The sequence below is a fragment of the Flagellimonas crocea genome (assembly GCF_033441595.1).
GTDB classification, from domain to species: Bacteria; Bacteroidota; Bacteroidia; order Flavobacteriales; family Flavobacteriaceae; genus Flagellimonas; species Flagellimonas crocea.
Genome location: NZ_JAUZVX010000002.1, coordinates 114,853 through 135,485 on the forward strand (window position 1 = coordinate 114,853; position 20,633 = coordinate 135,485).

Genomic DNA, 20,633 nt, shown 5'->3' on the forward strand with positions numbered 1-20,633 from the left:
TATAATATCACACACTGACCACTGCAATAGATGTGTAGGATAGTTCAGCCTACTGCACGTGAATTGCACAACTTGACAATCCCTTACGGAAATCTGTAAGGGATTTTTTTTTAATAGGGGTAGGTTTGGTTAAAAATATGTCCAAAGATGGAACTACAGAATCAACTCAAGGTCTTGGCCGAAAAGGTTATCAAACTCAAAGAGAAAATAGATACCGAGGAATCCACCAAGCACGCATTCGTACTACCATTTATAAACGTGTTGGGTTATGATACCTTCAATCCAACCGAGGTCGTACCAGAGTTTACCGCGGACTTGGGATTGAAAAAAGGTGAAAAGGTGGATTATGCGATTTTTCAGAACGGTGTTCCCATCATTATCATTGAGTGTAAAAACTGGAAAGAAAAGTTGAATGCCCATAATTCCCAATTGTTCCGGTATTTCCATACGACCAAAACCAGATTTGCCCTGCTGACCAATGGTATCGAGTATCAATTTTTTACCGATTTGGAATCAACCAATAAAATGGACGAAAAACCTTTTTTGGAATTCGATATCACTCAGTTAAAGGAGAATGTAGTCAACGAGATTGCAAAATTCCATAAGACGAACTTTAACGTCGATGAAATTGTGGACAATGCGAGCTCCCTGAAATATACCAAGGAAATAAAAAAACTTATTGGGGAAGAACTGCAAGCGCCAAGTTATGATTTTGTCAGGCTCTTCGCATCACGGATCTATACTGGCCGGCTTACTGAAAAGGTAATGGGGGAATTTACCGATTTGGTAAGCAAGGCCTTTACCCAAACCATTAGCGAGAAGGTGAACGATCGCTTGAATTCAGCGCTTCATAAGGAAGCGGAAAAACAACAGGAAGAGGACAAGGAGCCAGAAAAACTAAGCAAGGTCAAAACCACCGAGGAAGAAATGGACGCATATCGTATTGTGGTGGCCATTTTGCGGAGAAAACTCTCGGTTGATCGTATCGTGCATAGGGATACCCAATCCTATTTTGGTATATTGTTGGACGATAACAACCGAAAACCCCTCTGTCGTTTACATCTCAATGGGGGCAATAAATACTTAGGGACCTTTGATCAGCACAAGGAGGAGACCCGACATCCGATTGAGACGGTGGACGATATTTACCAGTTCGAGGACCTATTGTTGAAAGCAGTTGATTACTATGAGGATTAGAATTTTTTTGCTCCCGGTACTTTTTATGTTGCTTTGTGCCTACGGTATGCCTTCCAATAATGATACCATGGTCTATGTATGCATGGGAAAGGGAAGCAAAAAATATCACTATCGTAAAGACTGCAGGGGCCTTTCCAACTGTTCTACCAAGATATATGAGGTCACTTTGACCAAGGCCAAGGATTTGGGCCGTACGCTCTGTGGTTGGGAGGATTGATAATTTCTGAGAATTATACCAAACTTTTTTATTGGAATAAATATCGTTTTTTGCGATAAATGAACTTGCTTGCCTAGTAAGGGCTTTTTCAATTGTGTTTTTCCAAATCCTTTTTGAGCCCACCAGCCTAATTATTGCTATGCTTACGGAAAACCGTAAGGAATTGGTCAGTATTGGAAGTAGGTTTGAGGTAGTAACCTTTAAAACCAATAGAAATGGCCTTTCCTAAATTTGAAATCAAAAGAAGCAAAAATGACCAATATTTTTTCAACCTACGATCAAAAGGAAATGGAGAAGTAATAGCCACAAGTGAAATGTACAGTTCTAAACAGGCCTGCTTAAACGGTATTACAGCTGTAAAAAGGGATGCTCCAGATGCTGGGATAGAAGATTTGACATAATAGAGTTGAATCATGGGCTATCGCAGAGGATATCATAAAAAGGATGGGACCTATGTACAAGGACATTTCGTTAGCAATCGGTCTAAGAACAGTGATCGAAAGAAGAGTAAAAGTGGTTGTGGAGTTTTAATATTGATTCTAGCGATACTCATTGCTAGTATTAGTATATCATGTACCAATGAAAGTAATACGCCCTGTGTTAAAAAGAACTGTTTCGACTTTTCTTCTAGAGCAGAAGCACAATCAACATTTGAAACCAATAGAAGCTGCTATGCCAATTTGGATAGGGACAAAGATGGCATTGCTTGTGAAAATTAAATAATCATCAAACATGGAAAAAATGAATGTTTCATTGGAATTGCAGAGTCATTTTTTGAGGCTTTACCAGATGGCGTTTTCCGATGATAATTTTGATGTCCTTGAATTGCAAATGCTATACCGATTTGCAGAGGAACGGGGCGTAAACCAAGAACAATTAAACGAAGTGTTGTTGAATCCCTCACAAGATTCAAGGATACCGGAAGAATTGGAGGATAAAATTGAATATCTCTATGATTTGGCATTAATGATTTGGGCTGATGGTATAGCAACCGAAGATGAGATTAATACACTCAAGAAGTATTGCCTAAAGTTCGGTTTTTTGGAGGAAAATATTGAAGACATCTGCGAGTTCCTATTAGAAAATGCCAAACAAAGGATATCTAAAAAACAATTGATGAATCTTATGAACGATTGATATGAGTGCATTAAAAAAAATATTCTCCATCAAAAAGAAACCGGAGTCAGCTGTTGAACCGTCCAAAGAGGATGATGTCAAAAAGATAAAGCTCACCTTTTTTGAAAGCGGGTATGGCTCATCCAAACAAGCAGAGGGGAACCATATGGTATTTAAAGCTTGCTTACAGGATGTTTATATGGACTATAAAGGTAAATGTAGGGAAGATGAGAGACTGCAGAATTCTCTTAAGGAGCCCTATATTCAAGAAAGGAGCAAATATGAAATAGAATTAAAAAAGCGAAGGACAGTAAAAGCGATTTTGGATGAGTCCATTGCAACTTTGGAAAAGAAAATCCAATTGTTTAAATCTGAAATAGTTGATGTAAGGCACAATCCCGAAAAATATGTGGAGGACGTGGACAAGAAACCCAAGGCACAGTTTTATTTGGGGTTGATTGTTTTGATTCCTATTACTTTTTATCTTCTGGTATTTTATATATCAGCTTCTTACTCCGCATTTTTCAAAACTTTTGATCCAAATGCAACGGTAACCGCTGCTATATTTGATGCCAATGCATTATCAAAAGCAATAGAAGATGGCTGGTTGGAAGGCGTATTTGTAGCAACCATACCCTTCGCCTTTATGGGGCTGGGCTATTTGATACATATGTTTCAAAAACATAAGAATTGGTTGTCCTTTGTAAAAATAGGGACCTTATTTGTTGTCACTTTTATTTTTGACGCTATCCTAGCATATCAAATCGAGAAGAAAATATATGATTTTGATAAGACACCAATATCACCTCCATTTGATGTTGGAATAGCTTTGACCTCCCCAGAATTTTGGGGAATCATCTTTGCTGGATTTGTCGTTTATATCATTTGGGGGCTGGTGTTCGATTTTATCATGAAAGAGTACGAGAATTTTGATAGGATAAAATCCTTTATTAGGGCTAGACGAGAAGATATCGAAAATGCCCATCTCGAAATCAACAAATTAATTGGTAAAATCAATCCCATCAAAGAAGAGATTTCTGGTATAGAAGGCAAAATAAACGACCTGCAAAGAACTATAGATGGGTTCATTTTTTCCAATAAGCACTACCTCACTTACCACGCGGAGTATGTTAAAGGTTGGTTTTTGGCCATAGCTGATAATTTTGATTCGTTAAAAAGAAGGGATGAATTATTGGCTAAATGCAAAGAGGAAGAGCGAAAACATTTGGAAGAACATGAAATAGCCGATGAAAGCTACGAAGGTAGGTTATATAAACTCATAAACTGATTACATGAAGACAAAGATTCTAATAATGCTTATAACTTTCTGCTCACTACAGTCTTGTAGAAAGGATGCAAAAATAGAAACAGCTGAAAAAGAAGAACAAACCAATATCGAGCTAAAAAAAACTTCTCCTAACAATAATCTGAACATCAGTATTTTGCTAGATCTTTCAGATCGAATAAACCCCGAAAAGTACCCTTCGCCAGCTATGCAATATTATCAAAGGGACATTGGCTATCTGATGTCGGTTGCCAAGACTTTGGAGACACACATTTTATCCAAAAGGATTAATCAGATAGATGACAAGATTCAGGTTTTTATTGATCCCGAACCATTTGACCCAAACTTGAATAAGAAGATTGGGGAACTAAAGTATCATTTTACAAAGGATACTGCTATCAAAGACTCCATTTTTATGGTATCTGAAAAATATGGTCTCATTTCAGATTTTATTTATAAGGCAGCCATTGATGACAATCATTATGTAGGTTCTGATATATGGGGCTTTTTTAAGAACAAGGTCGATGACTATTGTATTGATGAGGGGTATCGTAATATACTTGTGATTTTATCTGATGGTTATATGTATCATAAGGATGCCAAGATGGAACAGGAAAACCGAACGAGTTATTTAATTCCGCAATGGATTGAGAAAAATAGATTAAACAATGAAAAATGGCAACAACGAATGGAAGAAAAAAACTTTGGATTCATGGTGGCCAATACAAACCTTTCTAATCTTGAAGTACTTGTGTTAGGTATCAACCCAAATAAGGGTAATCCTTATGAAGAAGATGTAATAAGAAGATATTGGAGCCAATGGTTTGACGAAATGAAGGTGGCAAAACACGAGCTAAAGCAGGCGGACCTACCGACACATATGGATAAGATTATTCGAGATTTTATTCTAAAAAAGGAGTAAAATGGCCTTCAGATTTAACAAACGGGTTTCACTTGGTAAAGGCATGGGCTTGAATATTAGTAGGTCAGGAATTACACAGAATTATAAAAGAAAGTTCAGAAGTGTCAGTAGTAAAGGATACTCTGTTCGCACAGGAATACCTGGTTTAACTAATCGCAAGGCATTTTCCTAAGGACAGGAATAGTGGATGTTTGGTTATGCTCCTATTTTTATTGCTCGTTGGATATGAATTTCCTGTTCATCCTTGATGAAATTGCCATTTAGGGAGCAGCATTTGTAAAATTTATTACTATGAATTTGAAAAGAAGAATGTTTCAGTTCGTTAACGGGGTATTTTTCTCCAAATTCATATACGGATTAATTGTCCTCAACGTAATTGCCATAATTTTTGAATCCCATAAGGATATACTGCGTTCGTATAATCAATTCTTTCAGGCCTTTGAGTATTTTTCCATTGTTGTATTCTCAATAGAATATGTAATTAGAATTTGGATTGCTGACTTGGACAATAATACCCCTATTCTCTTTAGGTCAAAACGTTTGGGCTATGTATGTTCTGGATATGGAATTATCGATTTGATAGCCATTGTCCCCTTTTATCTCCCACTTTTGGTTGCTTTCGATTTGAGAATAGTAAGGATTTTAAGGCTTCTCCGGTTACTGCGTATTCTTAAGTTGGGCAAATACTCCAAATCCCTGCGGATAATTAAGAATGTACTCAAGGATACCAAACCCCAACTTTCCGTGACAGTATTTGTGGCATGGATTCTTTTGGTGTTGGCTTCAACACTGATGTTCTATGCGGAGAATGATGCTCAACCGGATAAATTCTCCAATATTGGTGATTCATTGTGGTGGGCAGTTGCAACCTTAACTACGGTTGGATATGGGGATGTTTACCCAGTAACAGTTACTGGTAAGTTGTTAAGTGCGATAATCGCCTTAATTGGAATTGGGTTTGTGGCGTTGCCGACAGGAATCCTTAGTTCTGCTTTTATCGATAATGTTCGCAAGGATAGAGAAAAAAGCAAACCGTGCAGATGTCCCAAATGTGGTGAAGAATTCAAAACCTCCTAAGAAGGGGTATCAGTCTTTTAGAGAAAATTTTAAAAATACTGGTAAATGATCTGATAGTTTACGAGCCTGTTCCAATTCATCGCAGTAGCGCACAAAATCTATGGCCTTTCCTTCCAATTTTTGAATATTTTTAGAATAAAAAATATTGTCAATAGAGTGGTTGAGGTAGTCGGTTCGTTCACAACTCCATTTCAAGGTAGTCTTTTGGTTGGAAATGGCTGTTCTGTACCCTGAGTTTTTCAAGGTATTAAAAACGGGCATTTTTTCATCGACATTAAAATCTCCAGCAATGAGTAATGGCGTTTTTAAAGAATCGATGACAAACTTGGAAAGCACAATGATTTCACTTTCCGGGTCTTTGTTGTAAGGCCTGGAATGGAAGTTGATGATTGTAAACCGTTTCCCCTCGAGGTAAAAGTTTAGTAAAAAAGGCTCTCGGTCAATTTGGGTGGCCAATTCGGAAATTAGCCATCCCCTGTTCTTTATTTTGATGCGATGGGTCTTCCAAATAAAGGCATATCGTTCGGCAATATATTTAGGGCTGTTGGTAGGGTCACTGATGACATAGTCCCATTTCGCCCCTTTCCGATTCAATATATCCGCAAGCTTTGCCACAGCTTGGGCACCCCCATACCCTGCAACTACTTCTTGAATGGCCAAAATATCGGCATGCCTGACAATTTCTGCAATTTGATTGAGTTCTTCCGTGTTTTTGGTTCTGCCAAAGTCTTTGATATTCCAAGAAATTAAATTGACTTCACCTTGTTGGGAAAAGATTAGGAAGTGAGATAAAATCAGGAATAATAATGCCAGTCTTCTTATCATGAGGTGGGTTGATTTGTGCAATGTATTAGGTGCTCAGCACCACACTATTTTACTGGTCGAATATTTTTATAGGCTCATATGTCAATTCTACCGTTTTGTGGTAAATTTCCATCATACGGTCGATTTTATCTTCTAGGTCTCTATAAAAACCAAAATCTTTGTCAAAGTATATTTTGTTTAACGTGTGATAATAAAAGTCCCTATATTCAGTATATTCAATATAAGCTAGCCATTGATCGGATTGCTTACTTTCTGAAAACACTTTCTTGAATCCCTGATGCAATTTATCTGGGTCCAACGATATATTTGAATTGGTTTTCACAAAGCCCATGTTCAATCTTGAATATTCCTTTCCCTCAAAGTACAATGCGAGTTTTATATGATTTTTTTTCATGGATGCGGTCTGAATATGAAACAATGTACCTTGTGTAACTCCACAATCCATTGTTTTAACGTCTTCAATTCCTTTTTTGGAGAGCATCTCTTGGATTTTACCTAGAATCCTTGTGACCAATTCTTTTTTTAATTCATTGTTGACATCGTACAAAACTTTGTAAGCGGTCAAATATTCTTTTTCTTCCAGAATTTTATTTATGATCTCTTGACTCATTTTATTATTTAAACTTTGATTTGTCAATTTCTTGATTACATTGATGTATTGTATGATGGTTTGTTGTATTACAGGCATGTTCTCAACCTTGACAAGGCATTGTTCAAGCCAATTGACCATGTCCGTTTCATAGGACATGGTTTCATAAAGGCCTGCTGAATTTTCTTCTCGGCTTTTCTCGCCAAACAATGTTAGATAAATGAGCTTCCCACTTGGGAATGCGTTGTGGTACCTTAACAATTGATTGGATTGCTCTGCGGCGTAGACCTTGTTTTCGATCATGATGACATTGCCTTCTGCATCTTTGATCAAGATGTCAATTCTACCGCCACTTTCCGCTTCAACCTTTCCAACATAGTGTTCCACGTATACCTTGGTGGTAGCCAAATTTAACTTGGATTCAGGGGCAAATGTATTTTTGAAGATTGCGAGGAATTTATCGGATTGGTCATGGCTCCCATTTGGATTGAGCAGTTCGGCAATGAACCTTGAATGTGTAGTGACTTCATTGGATTCCATGCGGAGAATGGAAAATATATTGAAGTTTTCACCTGTACTTTTTGCAAGTTCCTTGTATTTGTTTGAAATCGTACCGGTTTTTTTGAGTATGTCGATGGCCGCAATCATATACTGTATCTGGTTAGGTTTTATTTTGACTGGTTTCGTTTGGATTGCCTTTAAGGAATATCGAAAAAGACAATAGGAGAGCCCAGACGATATCGATGATATTCCAAAGTTCTCTTCCCAAAGCTATTTTAAAAATAGGATTGATTAATATGGCGGAGGCAAGCCAGATGATGAACCATGTTTTGTTTTTTTCAAAATCATGGTACGCCAACAATCCGAATCCCACCATACCCAAAAAACGGACCAGTTGAAAATAGCCATATTCCCAGTCGAATAGGCAACCAATAAAAAGTATGATCAAAACGATTTTTAAAATCAGCAGTTTGTTGTTTGGCATTTGCAATGATTTTGTACTTCAATTTCAAAGTTCATCTATCAATCGAACAAGCATCATGGAGAAGATATCCACATTAGTGCTAAATTCGAGAAAAGGGCTTTTTCCTGCATCCTTTTGAATGTCGACCCCATTTTTATAGGGGATGATATCCAGTATTTTGTTCAGCCTAATGGTTTTGTTTCCCTTGGAGCCCATAAAAATGAGTCGTTTGTTTGTTAGGTACAAGTTTCCACTGTCAATGACCTTCCAAACATCTTCCGACACTGCTTTGGCGGCAATACTACCCATTCTATAATATACCCCCTTTGCTATTTTTATCCTGGCAGTAGGACCACCATAGTTGATTCTTTTGGTCACTCTCCGTTGCTCTTGCCAATTAACATGGCCCATAAAATATAGGTTTTCACTTTTTTGAATGTTTATGGGAGGGTTGGCATAGACCGGTAGTTCTCCGTTTTCTATAGTCCAATATAAACGGTAACGCTCTAGATTTTGTTTCGTTTTCGCATCTAAATTAGGCTCGATGCCTAGGCTTTGCGATATCTCGTTCATTTTCTCAAACTCTTCATCGCTCAGTCGCTCATCCGAAATAGCATTGTCAATGAAATCTTTTAAGATTTTATTTGAATTACTTTTTAGAATATCCTTCGCTGTTTCATCAGTGAGCAGAAGATTTTTTTTGAGTATCTCCAATTTATCCTTTTCGTCTTGGGTCAATTTCCCGTCAGATACGGCAACCTTAACTTCTCTGTCAAAAATCTTTTTGGTTTCAAAGTCGAGCATATGTTTGACCTCTGCATCGGTCAAATACAGCAGTTCTTTTAGATGTTGGATAGTGTTTACTTCATTCTCGTCGATAACTTGGTCTTCCAGGCAATGGTGAATGTACTTTCTGAAAAGTTCAAACCGAAGGGGCTTAAATTTTTTGTTGAGTTTTATTTTGTATCGATTTGCGATTTCTTGGATGTGACCCAAGTTTATCTTGATCAGGTCATCTTCGTTTTCAACGAAAAGATTGTTTATTTCAATGATGGCATTTTCCTTGGGAGTCCTTTTTAGGATTTTGTCAATGAACGAAGGCTTTTTACTTTTCTTTGGGGTAAAGATGCTCATAGTTCTGGTTTGGATATTTTTCAAAGTTTACACTTGTTCACGAAAAAATGTTCCAATTAAGTTTTATTTAAATGGATGTTATTGGGATTATTCCAAAGAGGTGCCATCTTCAAATATAATCTTTTCAGGTTCCCAAATGACTTTCAAATCTTTCAGTTCTTTGTTTTTTAGAGCTTGGTCGTCATCCATAAACTGATTGTAGTCCGTTGTTGCATTCCAATTGACTTCTTGGCCTGCCGGTATAGGTTGGTCATACACAAAGGTTAACGTTTTAATTTCATCATCGAACAAATTGGTAAATGTTATAGCACCTTTAATGGCCCGGATATTTTTATCGGATTTGTTTTGAATCACGAATTTATAGGTGATATAGTCTTCATAGTCACCTTCCGAAAAACCTTTTTGATAACAAGAAACCATAACCGCTTGATTGAGCCTTTTAAACCTTTCTGACTCTTCCTTGGCTGCTTTTTCCGCTAGTGCCTTTTGTTCGGCTTCCACTTTTTCCTGTTCTTTTTTCCACTCTTTGCCATCCTCCAAGATTTCTGCATAAGTCATATCTTCAAGTTCTTTGTCCTGCAGTTTCAATCGTAACATCGACCCTGTCAATAATTGAAATTCGGTTGTATCAAGTTTTGATTCTATAGCCTCAAAATCTTCTTTGACGGTTTCTTGATTAAATTTTCTGTCCAATGGGGAATTACAGGACATAAACAACGCTGTTAACCCCATCAGTATAAGTCCTTTCTTCATTTTGGTCCATTTTAAATCAATGGAAACTAAACTATACAAATTGCCAATAATGTGATTACGGAAAAACGTAATATGAGATTGTCTTTAGTGAAGATTGTGTAATATGATTTAAAATAAAATAGTGTTGAGAATAGGATGTAACGTAGATAAGGACATTCAAAAGAATTTTTGGTTATTCACAATTAAATTGATGTGAATAGGTGATTTACTTAAATCAGCAATCAGTTCTTTATTGGAAAAAGCGTCTTATTCTTTTAGGACGAAATCACCACTTTTATGGATTCCAAATAAATGTTCGCTAAATTCTGTGAACCTTGCTATTTGGCCTTCATATTTATTTTTAGTACTTCCTCCCTTTACGATGTTCTCTTCTTGAGAGACGGATCCCATTCGGAGGTGAATTGAAAATCCCACATCAGTTTTTTCCATGTGCTCCTTTTTATCCTCCTTGTTGAGAATGAAGTTATTTTCATAAAGGTGTGGCTCATTGTTTTTGATTGCTCTGCTATATGCAGATATAGATTCGCCCCCATTTTGTGTATTGACAATGAACCGTTCAATAAAGTCAATGGTATAATCCAATTCACCAATAAACTGATTGATGTAAAGGCCAATAAAGATTGGGCTCTTAATCCTGTCGTAATAGCGGATTTTGAATGCATTTTCCAATATCTCCAAGAATACTGGGTCTAATTCTTTGGTGATGTCCTTATTGACATTTTCAAGGAGGTTTTTGAGCTTATCAAATTTATCGAAATGGTAATGATATTTTTCTCGAACCTCGAGATTGAAAACAATCAGGGCTTTTAGGTATTTTTCTACGGAAGTGCTTGCAAGTGTTAACCCTTGCACTATGAGATGGTTGTTAAGCAGGAAACGGGCAGCGATGTAATCGCGATACCCAAGGTTCATTAACCAATAACCTTTATCCAACTTTTCTGTCCATGTAATTGAATTGTTCATACTAGACATTAACTCTTTCCTATTAGTTTGGGCGTTTTTTTGCTTGCTTTTTCTGTTCATTGTAATAGTACTGGATTTATAAAAAAATGCCTGACAGCCATGTTTCCGATTTAAGCCATATTACTTGTGCTTTATGTACAAGTTAGGAAAAAGCTAGGTATGATTGTTGTTGGCCGAAGGATTGATTTCACGTCTACTTAACTATCTTAAAGATAAGATTACGGCTTCCATGGGCTTCCAACACCTTTACTTGTAGCTGTTGCTTTGCGTTTAAGGTAAACTTGGGGTAGACAACCACAAAGCGAACCGTTTCGCCAGCGCCGATCTGTTTGGGCATTTGGAATTCGAACAGGGGAGTGATGGGCAATTCCTGATAAGAGGCTTTACGTTTGGGGGTGCCCAATACTTTTGATAATTGGAACAGGCCTAAATCATAAGGAATTGTGGATCGGTTCCTCAGTTCATAGACCATATAGACTTGATTATCATGGTAGACCTGATCTATTAGTTTAGCCCTGATGCCTTTTTGTCGCTTACTCCATTTATGTGCGGATGATTCCCTGTCAAGCAATTGGGTGCATAGTAACGTAAACTGTTTTTCTTTCGGAGACGGTTTTTTTGGAATGGAACCAGTAGCTTCTTGGGTCTGGGAATCATGTTGAAAAGGGTTTTTCAAACATTGATTCGGCCTAATGAAATAATGCAACTGGAGCAGGTCCTCCCGATAGGCAAGGATAAAGCTGTAGAGGTTACCAACGGTGGTGCGGACCAATAGATTACTAGTCACATCTTTATCCGCCTGCAGTAATCCCAAGTTATCTGCTTTCTCTCGATCAAAACTGAAGGCAAAGTTTTGGGCACCGGTCATACCCGTCTGGATAGGGTCGGGAAATGTAAGGGAAACAACTTGATGCGCATTGGCATAAATGGTATCCAAGGATTGGGATGTGCCATAAACGGCAAAAAAGAGGAGTATGATGACGGGTAAAAGGGTTTGATATTTCATGGTGTTACTGTTTATGATTACGGTTTTGGTTGTAGTAGTAAGCGATGACCATCCAATACGGTCACCTTTTGTTGGCGTTGCCTCCGTTGAAATAAACTTTTTAGGCCCCTTACTTCGGGTAGTCCCGCGATATTGATATCCTGTACCATATCATCTGTGATCTCACGGGTAGCTTCTTCACGTAGAGAGTTTTCCAAGTAGAGGCCCATTAAGCCATCTTGTAGGTCATAGGCCTCCCCCTCGAAGGGAATATGATTTATGTGGGTAATGTGCAATAGGGTCCGATTTGGTTGGAAACGTACCGTGCCAAACACTGTGGTGTACTTTGGAAAGTGATGGCCATTGAAGGTCATGGGCTCCACCAATCGTAACCGGATACGACTGTTGGTTCGCAATACCTGTTTGCCATCCACTTCAACCATTACTGGAGAGTTGATTTCGCTGTTGACAGTCTTGGGATGTGAAGCAAAGAACAGTTGCTGTTCCAAGGCCATTTCGGCAGCTGTGATAGCGCTCTCAGATGTAGGTATTTCGTTTTGGTCGGGCACGGTTTTAGGTTCTGTTATTGAGGTTGTGTCCAAATTCGGAATAGGTTCCTGATGATAGTTGAACCTACCCGAGCTATACACACTGTCGATGATGCGCTGTTTCTCATATTCCATATAGTCGGGATTGAAATAGCCTTTATCATCCACCATATGGTCCGGGTAGATTTGTGGTGCGGTAACTTCGCGTTCAGCTTCAATGGCATCCAAGGCCTCCATCTTGGATTCGTATACCTTTTGGTTCTCTTCCAGGTCGGGCATTGGAATGCGATCGGGTTTCAATTCGGTTTTTTTGTCCTTGCCAAAGGTGAGAATGGAGTAGACTGCTATAAAAAGGACCACGCCTACCAAGACCATGGCAAAAACGATTTTATTTTTCTGTGGTTTCATAGGATTCTATTTTACGGAGGGAGTTTTCAAAAAAATCAGTGATGAGCAACCCGTGGGGGTTGTGGGGGAAATGACGGGCCACTGTGATGAGCTTGCCCGTGGTTATCAATTCATAGGTATCGGTAACCGTACCTCGATTGATATGGATCAGGGTCCGGGTCTGAAAGGCATAAGGTTCTTGGTCCATATCGATTTGGGAATCGATGCGTTCCACTTGTTGTACGAGGGAATATTGCAATAAACGGTTATAGAAGCCGTCTGCCTTTTTTTGACGGAAGATGGCACCCACTGAGGCATTGCCCAACCATAAGGCTTTTTCCATGTTCTTTTCATAGCTGTTGGCCTCCACACCATAGAACCAATTGTGGAACTGTTCCAGATGGGCCAAAGCCTCGACTTCCAAGTTCTCACGTTCATTCGTCAATTGGAGGGGGATGACCGCTCCGTCGGAACTGACCACAAAGGCCTGATTCAGGCTATCTTTGTGTATCTTGACTACCAAAACAATCGCGGTGATACAGACCAAGCCCGCCATAACGACCAATGCCAAAACCACAATCCGGTTCAATCTCAAAACCTGTTGTATGTTTTTAAAGGGTGTTTTCATTTTTAGTAAAATCTTAGTTAACCAGTGAACAGGCGCAACGTAAAACTCATGGCCTTCCGGTACAGTTTGAATTTGAGCAATACAATAAATCCGATGGATCCTAGCTGGATAACTGGGGCAAAAAATTCACTGCCCCAATCCGTGCCGAACAGACTGCCCCAAAAGTTGGTGTTGATCTCCGTATAGAGGTTGTTGACAAAGACATTGACCAAAAAGAAGGCAGGCACCAACATATAGACTCCTGCATAGAGCTTGAAGTACGTATAGGCCAGACCTCGAAACTTCTCGAATACGGCCAAGCTAATGACCAAGGGGAAAAAGGCCTGCATGATTCCCAATAGGAAATATCGTTCGGCCAAAAAGAGCGGATAGATGAATATATCCAACAACCACAGCATAACCGCTATGACAAAAGCTACCATTTTCAATCCGTACAAGGGAGTGACCAAGGCTTCATAGAGCATGGCCATCGCTTTTTTGGCGGCTTCCAGGGCACCCACATCCCGTTCCAGGTCCACATCCTGTAGCTGTAAGGGGAGGAGTGCCGGAGCCGTGTCCCGGTATTGGGATTCAATGGCGACCAAAATACCGTCAAAGACCTCTAATACCTGTGTGGAAAAAATGACCAGTAGCACAATCAAAAAGTTTTTGGCCAGTTCGGTAGGGGTGAGGCCCCAGGTATGACCATCGGTCGTGGCGATGCCCTCATTGTATTTTTTGAGGATGTTGATCAAAAAGAACAGCACAGCCAAGGCCTTCATCCCAACAATGGTGTATTGGGAAAAATCACTGTCCTTGATGGTCTGAAAGACCGCATCCACATATTCCAATCCTATGCCCAAGAAATATCCCATCATCATCAATACTTTTCTTCTCTATTATTGATGATATCCTGCATCCGCCGAAAGGAAATGATTTCCCGGTAGCGTCTGGTCTTGACCTCTAGCTCGGCCACCATTTCTTGGGACTGCACCTTCTTTTCCATCAAAATGGCGGTGCGCTCGGCATCGGACATCTTTAAAAAGTCATTGGACAGGATCTGGTTGACAAAATCCAGGTCGTCAATGGCGGTATCCATGATTTGTTCAAAAGAGCGGGATACCTGTTCCACTTCCCCTGCCTTGATATAGGGAGAGTTTAGGATATCCCGTAAATCTTGCTGTACGGTACGGAATAACCGCTCATTGTTCCTGGTCAGCTCTTGCAAGGCTTTTAGTTGTTTGATGGCGTTGTTGACCTTGACGATGTTCTCCTTTTGCTCTTTTAGAAACTGTACTGTCTTCAATAGCTCTGAGGTCTGTTTGGCCGACTCCACCAACGACTTGGCCATACTGATAAAGTTGGTATTGTCATACACCGGCATGCCTTGGCAGGCAGCGCCTGTTGGCAGTAATAGGGTGGTGGTTAGGGCTATTAACAAGGTCTGGCCTTTTTTCCTAAGGGCTTGTAGCTTTGTTGTCTTCATAGGGTTGCTTTTTTAAAGTGAATGAATGCCTTGATGGCTTTTTCCATATCATGGGTCTCCTCATAGCGGTCCATAATCTCGTTGCTTTCCGTGCCGTCGGTGAGATAGGCAGCGTACACTTCGGGTGGGACTTCCAAACGGAAAACGTTGCTTTCCTTCCCGATTTTGATAAAGATCTCGGTGTACTTCCGTTCCCCGCTCAGATTGTTCCGGATGGATTTGAGTTGGTTCAAATCATGGCTGGAGAGATTGAGCCGCTTTTGAAGCGCATCATAGCCCTTTTCATTCCGTAGGCTATAGATGACCTGGGTGTTCTCCAGTATGCTGGTCGAGGTGGAGTTCTGGGGCAATTGGTTGATGGATTGTAGGATGATGCCGATGGCCCCGTTCTGTTTTCGGATGGCCTGATAGTAGAATTCCACACTTTCCAGGACATTGGGGAACTTGAGTTGTTTGGCAAACTCATCGAACAGGATGATGCCCCGTTCGGAACGGTTCCGCCAGATGGTCCGTTGGATGGCCGACTTGATCAATTTCAACATCACTGAGAGGATTTCCTTGTTGTCCCTGACCTCGTCCAGTTCAAAGATGATCAAGCGTTTGTCCTCGATGGTGTAGGTTTGGTCGGCACCCGTATTGAACAGAAAACTGTAGGGCCCGTCTTCCACATATTCCGAGAGGATGTGCAGGAAATCGTAGGTGCTAAAGTGGGCTTCCTTGATCTGTAGATCTTGGATGAGCGTATCTTTTCGATCATCAACGAACTGGTAGAGGGAAGCCAGAGAGTAGTCTTGCCGGATGGTTTTATAATACAACAGCAGTACTTTTTTGATGGCCACTTCTTGGGATTTGGAAGCATGGTGTTGAGCGAGCAGTTCCAAGAGAAAAACAGCGAGGTCTTCCAAACGCTCTGGGGTCAAATCGGAATCCGCTGCCATATAAAATGGGTTGATGCCCAGATTTTTGCCTTGTTCATAGCGCAGGATGACATATTGGTCAGGGTACAGCTTGGCAAACTTGGCGTAAGACCCACCGAGATCGATAAGGACCAGCCGAACCCCTTGTTCAAAATACTGTCGTAAAATGTTGTTGGCCAAAAAGGATTTGCCTTCCCCTGTCGGGGCAAATATGGCAAAGTTCCGGGCCTTGATGCGATGCTTTCCTTCATCCCAGACGTCCTTCAATACCGGGATGTTGTATTGACGGTCATTGAAGATGATGCCTGTGGCGTCGGAGGTATAGTTGGTGTTGTTGATGTAGAGACACAGGGCATGTTTGAGATCGGTCACATATAGATCTTCATTGGAGAAGTTGGTGGCATGACAGGGATGGGAGTTCAGGAAATAATGCTTGCGTTCCTCCCCATTGGGGTGATATGGGACGATGTCCGACTCCTTGAAACCAGCCTTGATCTGGGATGCGATACGTTTCAGGTGCTCGGCCTCCGAATGCCAAAAGATGATATTGAGATGGCCCCGTATGATGCGCGACGCATCATCAGTGTTGATTTGGTCCAGAATATGTTGGACTTTTTTAAGCACAACTTTGTTCTGTGAACCGAAATTGGAACTCTTGCTCAATTCCTCCACTTTCTTATCCAGAAGTTTGCGCCATTTGTGTTTGTCGTCCAGATAAAGGATGTGGTTCACGATATGGTTCTCGTTCAGCTCCAATCCCAAACCATCGATAAAGCCTTGATGGAAGGTGAAATCATCAGAGGTGAATTTTTCATGGGTCTTGCTGCTTTGGACCGATCCGCCAAAACACCTTTCATTAGTCACGGCGATAACATCGAAGAAATGGTCACCGATTTCGATGTGTTTGTTGTCCAGTAGCACATCAGTATCGAAATCTTGGTTGAAGCCATTGTAGTAGTTGTTCGTATAGGTGATGATGTCATCAGACGCCATTGGGCTCAAGAAAACGTGTTGGCCATTGTTGATAAAGGAAACGGTATCATTGACCGCCGTGATGAACTCCGCAACTTGCACGTCCAGTTTTCGATGGAACCCCTTTTCGGCTTTCCGGAAGGGGTTGACATATTTGGCCGCGTTCAAGGTTTTATCCAAAGGCAGCACAAAGAATAGATAGCTATGGTGACTTAGGTATTCCCTCCCCTTAAAGTAATCATGTGTAACCTTTTCCAGGAAGGTATTGTTGGGCAATTGTTGGGCATCGTATCCCACTTTTTGGTAGCTATCCTGTTTGTGGATGACCGTAGCTGTGGGCAGGGATTTGAAGGCCTGAAACCACATGCTATGCAGTTCCTCAAAATCTTGCTCGGAAAGGGAATGGATTTCAGGAAGCGCTACCTTATAGCATAGGACCACATTACCATTGTTGGCAAAGACCACATGGTTTTGAATGTCCAAAATGGGATGATGGGAATTGAGGTTGATTCTATTCATAGGAAAGCGGGCTTAGTTTTTTGTTGCTGATAATTTTGGGGAAGACCTTTTGAAGGGAAAGTAACTGAGGATTTTTGACCCACTGTGCCAATGCCCCATAGAGCAGGACATTGAACAGCAGTAGGGCAACGATGACACCTAAACTGAATGAAAAGATGATGACTAGAAGAGAGCCAATAACGGACACCATTAAAAGGGCAAAGAGCGAAATGGGCAGGCCCATAATCATGGCCTGCTTGCGGATGTTTCGGTAGACTTCGTACTTTTTCATCTTACACTACGATTCCGATGAGATAGGTAAAGATGCCCACAACGGCCCCTGCAATCAGGACAAAGACTAAAACCCGGGTAATCCCTTTTTTAAGATCGGCGTTCTCGCCAAAGAAATGTCCTGCATTAAAAAGGAAACCTACCAAAAAGATAACCCCTAGGATGATGGGGAAAATGGCCCGTATGGTATCGGAAATATCATTGACAGAATCCTCGATGCCCCCGATCTGGGCCAAAATGGAACTGGAAACAAATAAGAAAAGAATGGTGATGAAGAAAGATTTTCGCATATCGTAAACGCTTTGGGATTAGACGATTTTTGATACTTGAAAAGTACTGCGAATATTTATTCAAATATTTGATAAACAGTTATTTGTGAATAAAATATTATTTGATTTTAGATATGTTTTATTGATGTGAATTGGCATCAAAATTTATGGGAAATTATAGGCGGTGTGTTGAATAGTTTTAAAGGACAATTATAGTTAAATCTCAAAAACATCAGTTTTTTGATTTTGACATTAAAAAACTATGGAGCTGTCGCACTATTGTATTAGGCCAGGACAATTAAAAATTTGAGGATTGAAATACTTGGCTTGCAATCCAAAATTATTCTAGAAACACTAAAACAAACATTCTTAGCAACTAAGGGACAAAAAAACAGGTTCAGTTTATTCTTTACTCCATTTCATGTTTAGTGCCCACTTTGTATGAATGCCAATATCATAAAGCTGTTTCATTTGTCTGTTATCATGACCTAGGCATCGAATTAATTCTGCATCAGCCCATTTATGGTATTTTTTATCGCCTTTCTCTTGTAGTTTCTTTAACTCCTGCCTCTGTTCTGGTGTAGGGATAATATCCAGTATGTCGTATTGTAGAATTTCGTAACAATCCCATCCAGGAGTTCTTTTTATTGGAGTCCGTATCCTTCCCTTAAAATTGTAATTTATGTATGGGAATTTTTCCTTGTCCAAAAGTTTCGCTTTGCCCTCAATTAATTCCTCATAAAACTCTCTCCAATGGCTAATTTCACGATCCTCCCCCTTGTTAAACCAATCTAGGAATTTGATCGCTTTGCTTGCCGGAATGAACAATGCGAAGTCATCTTTCATCAGGTCTTTATTCGGCAATTTGGGATCATCAATGGCTTTAAACTCTTTTTGAAGAAATGACCGGGTACCTTCCAAAATCTTATATTTTCCCCCAACCAATTGATAGTGTGGAAAATTACTATTTTTCACCAATAGGTATTTGTCATCCACCTTGATTCGATAAAGATATGCCATAGAGAATCTTATTCTTTGTTTTCTGAGAGCAAGCCATTTGCAGTAAACCATAAGTCCCAACCTATTCCGGTTAATTACAATAGATTCAACCAACAAAGCCAAAAGTGTAAGCAGACCAATAACACCAGCACCAACAAATTCGGGTTGCAAATCTGAACCTGACAAAAAGAAATAGCCATATATCAATAGGCCTAATGCAATTATTGCCTGAAGTATTTTTCTAATCATTTTATTTCTGGGCTTGGCTTTATGGATTGTATGGTCTTTTTCAAAATAGAAAACGATATAGGATTGTCTGGAAAAGAGTTGGCTATTGCCTCAGGTAAAACCTTTAAACGAATATCTGAAAAAGAATAACCAAGTCCAGATTCTTCCCAAGATACCGACATTGATGCCAGTTCTTCCAGCTGTTCCTTGGTAAAATCCAAGCCTTCAAGGCTTTGAGAGTAAAGTTCTTTGCACTCATCAAAAGAAGGTCTTTCAAACTCCAAAACAACTGCTGCCCTCCTAAGAATTGCTTCATCAATAAAATGTAACCTATTGGTCGACATAAAAATTATCGCCCTACCATTTAAATCCCGAATTTCATCAATTTTTTGGATTAAAGTATTGACAGCTGCTTTTTCTTCTTGGTGCATTTGATTTGTAGAACGTGTAGTTGCGATGGCATCTGCCTCATCAATCAGTAGAAACGCAAAACGTCTTTTACCCGCTTGCTGCTTTAATTGTGCAAAGGCGTCATTCACAAGTTTTCCCATTTCACCGTGAAGTCCTTCCCCGCGTACCCGAGTACTTAGTTTTAGGAAAAAGCCTTCTTTTTTAAGTTCCCTTGTCATCCTATCGGCAATTGCCGTAGCAGAAACGGTTTTGCCTGTTCCCGCATCCCCAGCCAATATTATCAAGGGGTACTTCTCCTTTAATTGCCTTATTATAGGTAGTTCAACCTTATGATATTTTTTACTCCACTCAGTAAGACTTTCTTGGTCCAAAAGAAGTTTGAGGTTATTGTAAATACGATTGAACTTGTTTTCAAAACCAACTAAATACTCTGATTGCAAATGAATCTCTTTGCTTGGAAGCTCAATTGTGTTATCAAATATTGAAGCCATTATTTAAAATTGGTTTTTTGAAGTTCATAGTTATTACTGCCATAGAGTTGAGCTCTGTCCGAACTTAAATGTGAAAATGAAATATCCTCAGTGGTGCTTGTCCAAGTAAATTCGAAATCCCTACTAAATTCGTTCTTCTGCTGTGTGGATAAAGAATGCCAGGCAGATGTGTAGCTAAGAATTACTGAAAGGTAGGTGTCATCATCGGATGGCCACTCATAGTTTCTGCCTGCTCTATCCCCTTCTGAGGTAGAGCCATTTTCATTTACAGTGAACTTAGCGGCTCGAATTTGATATCCCGTATTTTTTCTTTTTAGGATTACCGTCACACATGCTAGGTACTTGCTCTCGGCAAGTTTCAATATGTCATTTCTCAATCTATCTACATAGGCGGAATCCCATTTGCCAGTTCTTCTGGCTATCATTCTCAAATCTGCAATGCAGTTCTCAAATGTCTTTCTAATATCTGTCACCGTGTAGGTGCTAGTGTTTGTTTGTGTGC

At 39.9% G+C, this 20,633-nt stretch carries 25 protein-coding genes; 8 read left to right on the forward strand and 17 right to left on the reverse strand.

Annotated features, from left to right (window positions below; translation table 11 throughout):
* Positions 1-147 precede the first annotated feature (147 nt).
* From SD449_RS05720 to SD449_RS05755, 8 genes are all read left to right on the forward strand, one after another.
* Positions 148-1,197 (forward strand): type I restriction endonuclease, encoded by a 1,050-nt coding sequence (locus tag SD449_RS05720; protein ID WP_166250163.1) that lies wholly within the window; start codon positions 148-150, stop codon positions 1,195-1,197.
* Entirely contained in the window at positions 1,187-1,414 is a 228-nt protein-coding gene (locus SD449_RS05725) for a hypothetical protein (RefSeq protein ID WP_166250164.1), read from the forward strand. Before SD449_RS05720 ends, SD449_RS05725 begins: the two co-directional genes overlap by 11 nt.
* Positions 1,415-1,629: 215 nt before the next feature.
* A complete protein-coding gene (locus tag SD449_RS05730; protein WP_166250165.1) occupies positions 1,630-1,815 on the forward strand; it encodes a YegP family protein in 186 nt (61 codons plus the stop codon).
* Positions 1,816-1,827: 12 nt separating this feature from the next.
* Positions 1,828-2,133: an excalibur calcium-binding domain-containing protein gene (locus SD449_RS05735; protein WP_166250166.1), complete on the forward strand. Its 306-nt coding sequence runs from the start codon at positions 1,828-1,830 to the stop codon at positions 2,131-2,133.
* A gap of 13 nt (positions 2,134-2,146) precedes the next feature.
* Positions 2,147-2,551 carry a hypothetical protein gene (locus SD449_RS05740; protein ID WP_309474609.1) on the forward strand — a complete coding sequence of 135 codons (405 nt, stop codon included), beginning with the start codon at positions 2,147-2,149 and terminating at the stop codon, positions 2,549-2,551.
* Between the two features lies 1 nt (position 2,552).
* Positions 2,553-3,818, forward strand: coding sequence for an ABC transporter permease (locus tag SD449_RS05745; RefSeq protein ID WP_166250168.1), 1,266 nt, complete (start codon positions 2,553-2,555; stop codon positions 3,816-3,818).
* A gap of 4 nt (positions 3,819-3,822) precedes the next feature.
* Positions 3,823-4,737, forward strand: coding sequence for a hypothetical protein (locus tag SD449_RS05750; RefSeq protein ID WP_166250169.1), 915 nt, complete (start codon positions 3,823-3,825; stop codon positions 4,735-4,737).
* A 291-nt stretch (positions 4,738-5,028) separates the two neighbouring features.
* Positions 5,029-5,814 (forward strand): ion transporter, encoded by a 786-nt coding sequence (locus SD449_RS05755; protein ID WP_240905090.1) that lies wholly within the window; start codon positions 5,029-5,031, stop codon positions 5,812-5,814.
* Between the two features lie 9 nt (positions 5,815-5,823).
* Here the strand turns inward: SD449_RS05755 and SD449_RS05760 are convergent, their stop codons facing one another.
* The 17 genes from SD449_RS05760 to SD449_RS05840 all read right to left on the reverse strand — a co-directional run bounded on the left by SD449_RS05760 (position 5,824) and on the right by SD449_RS05840 (position 20,604).
* Positions 5,824-6,639, reverse strand: a complete 816-nt coding sequence (locus SD449_RS05760) for an endonuclease/exonuclease/phosphatase family protein (protein WP_166250170.1) — start codon at positions 6,637-6,639, stop codon at positions 5,824-5,826.
* Positions 6,640-6,688: 49 nt separating this feature from the next.
* Positions 6,689-7,876: a PDDEXK-like family protein gene (locus tag SD449_RS05765; RefSeq protein WP_166250171.1), complete on the reverse strand. Its 1,188-nt coding sequence runs from the start codon at positions 7,874-7,876 to the stop codon at positions 6,689-6,691.
* 13 nt (positions 7,877-7,889) lie between these two features.
* Positions 7,890-8,213, reverse strand: coding sequence for a DUF6804 family protein (locus SD449_RS05770; RefSeq protein ID WP_166250172.1), 324 nt, complete (start codon positions 8,211-8,213; stop codon positions 7,890-7,892).
* A 24-nt stretch (positions 8,214-8,237) separates the two neighbouring features.
* Positions 8,238-9,326, reverse strand: a complete 1,089-nt coding sequence (locus SD449_RS05775; protein WP_166250173.1) for a tellurite resistance TerB family protein — start codon at positions 9,324-9,326, stop codon at positions 8,238-8,240.
* An 87-nt stretch (positions 9,327-9,413) separates the two neighbouring features.
* A complete protein-coding gene (locus tag SD449_RS05780; RefSeq protein ID WP_166250174.1) occupies positions 9,414-10,079 on the reverse strand; it encodes a hypothetical protein in 666 nt (221 codons plus the stop codon).
* A gap of 246 nt (positions 10,080-10,325) precedes the next feature.
* Entirely contained in the window at positions 10,326-11,042 is a 717-nt protein-coding gene (locus SD449_RS05785; RefSeq protein ID WP_166250175.1) for a HEPN domain-containing protein, read from the reverse strand.
* 193 nt (positions 11,043-11,235) lie between these two features.
* A complete protein-coding gene (locus SD449_RS05790; protein ID WP_166250176.1) occupies positions 11,236-12,048 on the reverse strand; it encodes a DUF4138 domain-containing protein in 813 nt (270 codons plus the stop codon).
* 17 nt (positions 12,049-12,065) lie between these two features.
* Positions 12,066-12,983 (reverse strand): conjugative transposon protein TraM, encoded by a 918-nt coding sequence (gene traM, locus SD449_RS05795; protein ID WP_166250177.1) that lies wholly within the window; start codon positions 12,981-12,983, stop codon positions 12,066-12,068.
* Entirely contained in the window at positions 12,964-13,590 is a 627-nt protein-coding gene (locus SD449_RS05800) for a conjugal transfer protein TraK (RefSeq protein WP_166250178.1), read from the reverse strand. Before SD449_RS05800 ends, traM begins: the two co-directional genes overlap by 20 nt.
* A 17-nt stretch (positions 13,591-13,607) precedes the next feature.
* Positions 13,608-14,447 carry a hypothetical protein gene (locus tag SD449_RS05805; RefSeq protein ID WP_166250553.1) on the reverse strand — a complete coding sequence of 280 codons (840 nt, stop codon included), beginning with the start codon at positions 14,445-14,447 and terminating at the stop codon, positions 13,608-13,610.
* A gap of 2 nt (positions 14,448-14,449) precedes the next feature.
* Positions 14,450-15,055, reverse strand: coding sequence for a conjugal transfer protein (locus tag SD449_RS05810; RefSeq protein WP_205791799.1), 606 nt, complete (start codon positions 15,053-15,055; stop codon positions 14,450-14,452).
* The gene (locus SD449_RS05815; protein WP_166250179.1) at positions 15,052-17,463 is read right to left on the reverse strand and encodes a TraG family conjugative transposon ATPase; all 2,412 of its coding nucleotides are present in this window, start codon (positions 17,461-17,463) and stop codon (positions 15,052-15,054) included. Before SD449_RS05815 ends, SD449_RS05810 begins: the two co-directional genes overlap by 4 nt.
* A complete protein-coding gene (locus SD449_RS05820) occupies positions 17,456-17,734 on the reverse strand; it encodes a hypothetical protein (RefSeq protein WP_166250180.1) in 279 nt (92 codons plus the stop codon). Before SD449_RS05820 ends, SD449_RS05815 begins: the two co-directional genes overlap by 8 nt.
* 1 nt (position 17,735) lies before the next feature.
* Positions 17,736-18,023 carry a hypothetical protein gene (locus SD449_RS05825; protein ID WP_166250181.1) on the reverse strand — a complete coding sequence of 96 codons (288 nt, stop codon included), beginning with the start codon at positions 18,021-18,023 and terminating at the stop codon, positions 17,736-17,738.
* 381 nt (positions 18,024-18,404) lie between these two features.
* Positions 18,405-19,250, reverse strand: coding sequence for an SMODS-associated NUDIX domain-containing protein (locus SD449_RS05830; RefSeq protein ID WP_166250182.1), 846 nt, complete (start codon positions 19,248-19,250; stop codon positions 18,405-18,407).
* On the reverse strand, positions 19,247-20,131 hold the full coding sequence (locus tag SD449_RS05835) for an ATP-binding protein (RefSeq protein ID WP_166250183.1): 885 nt from the start codon (positions 20,129-20,131) through the stop codon (positions 19,247-19,249). Before SD449_RS05835 ends, SD449_RS05830 begins: the two co-directional genes overlap by 4 nt.
* Positions 20,131-20,604 (reverse strand): HORMA-1 domain-containing protein, encoded by a 474-nt coding sequence (locus SD449_RS05840; protein ID WP_240905092.1) that lies wholly within the window; start codon positions 20,602-20,604, stop codon positions 20,131-20,133. The genes SD449_RS05835 and SD449_RS05840 overlap by 1 nt, the downstream gene beginning before the upstream one ends.
* Positions 20,605-20,633: the final 29 nt, after the last annotated feature.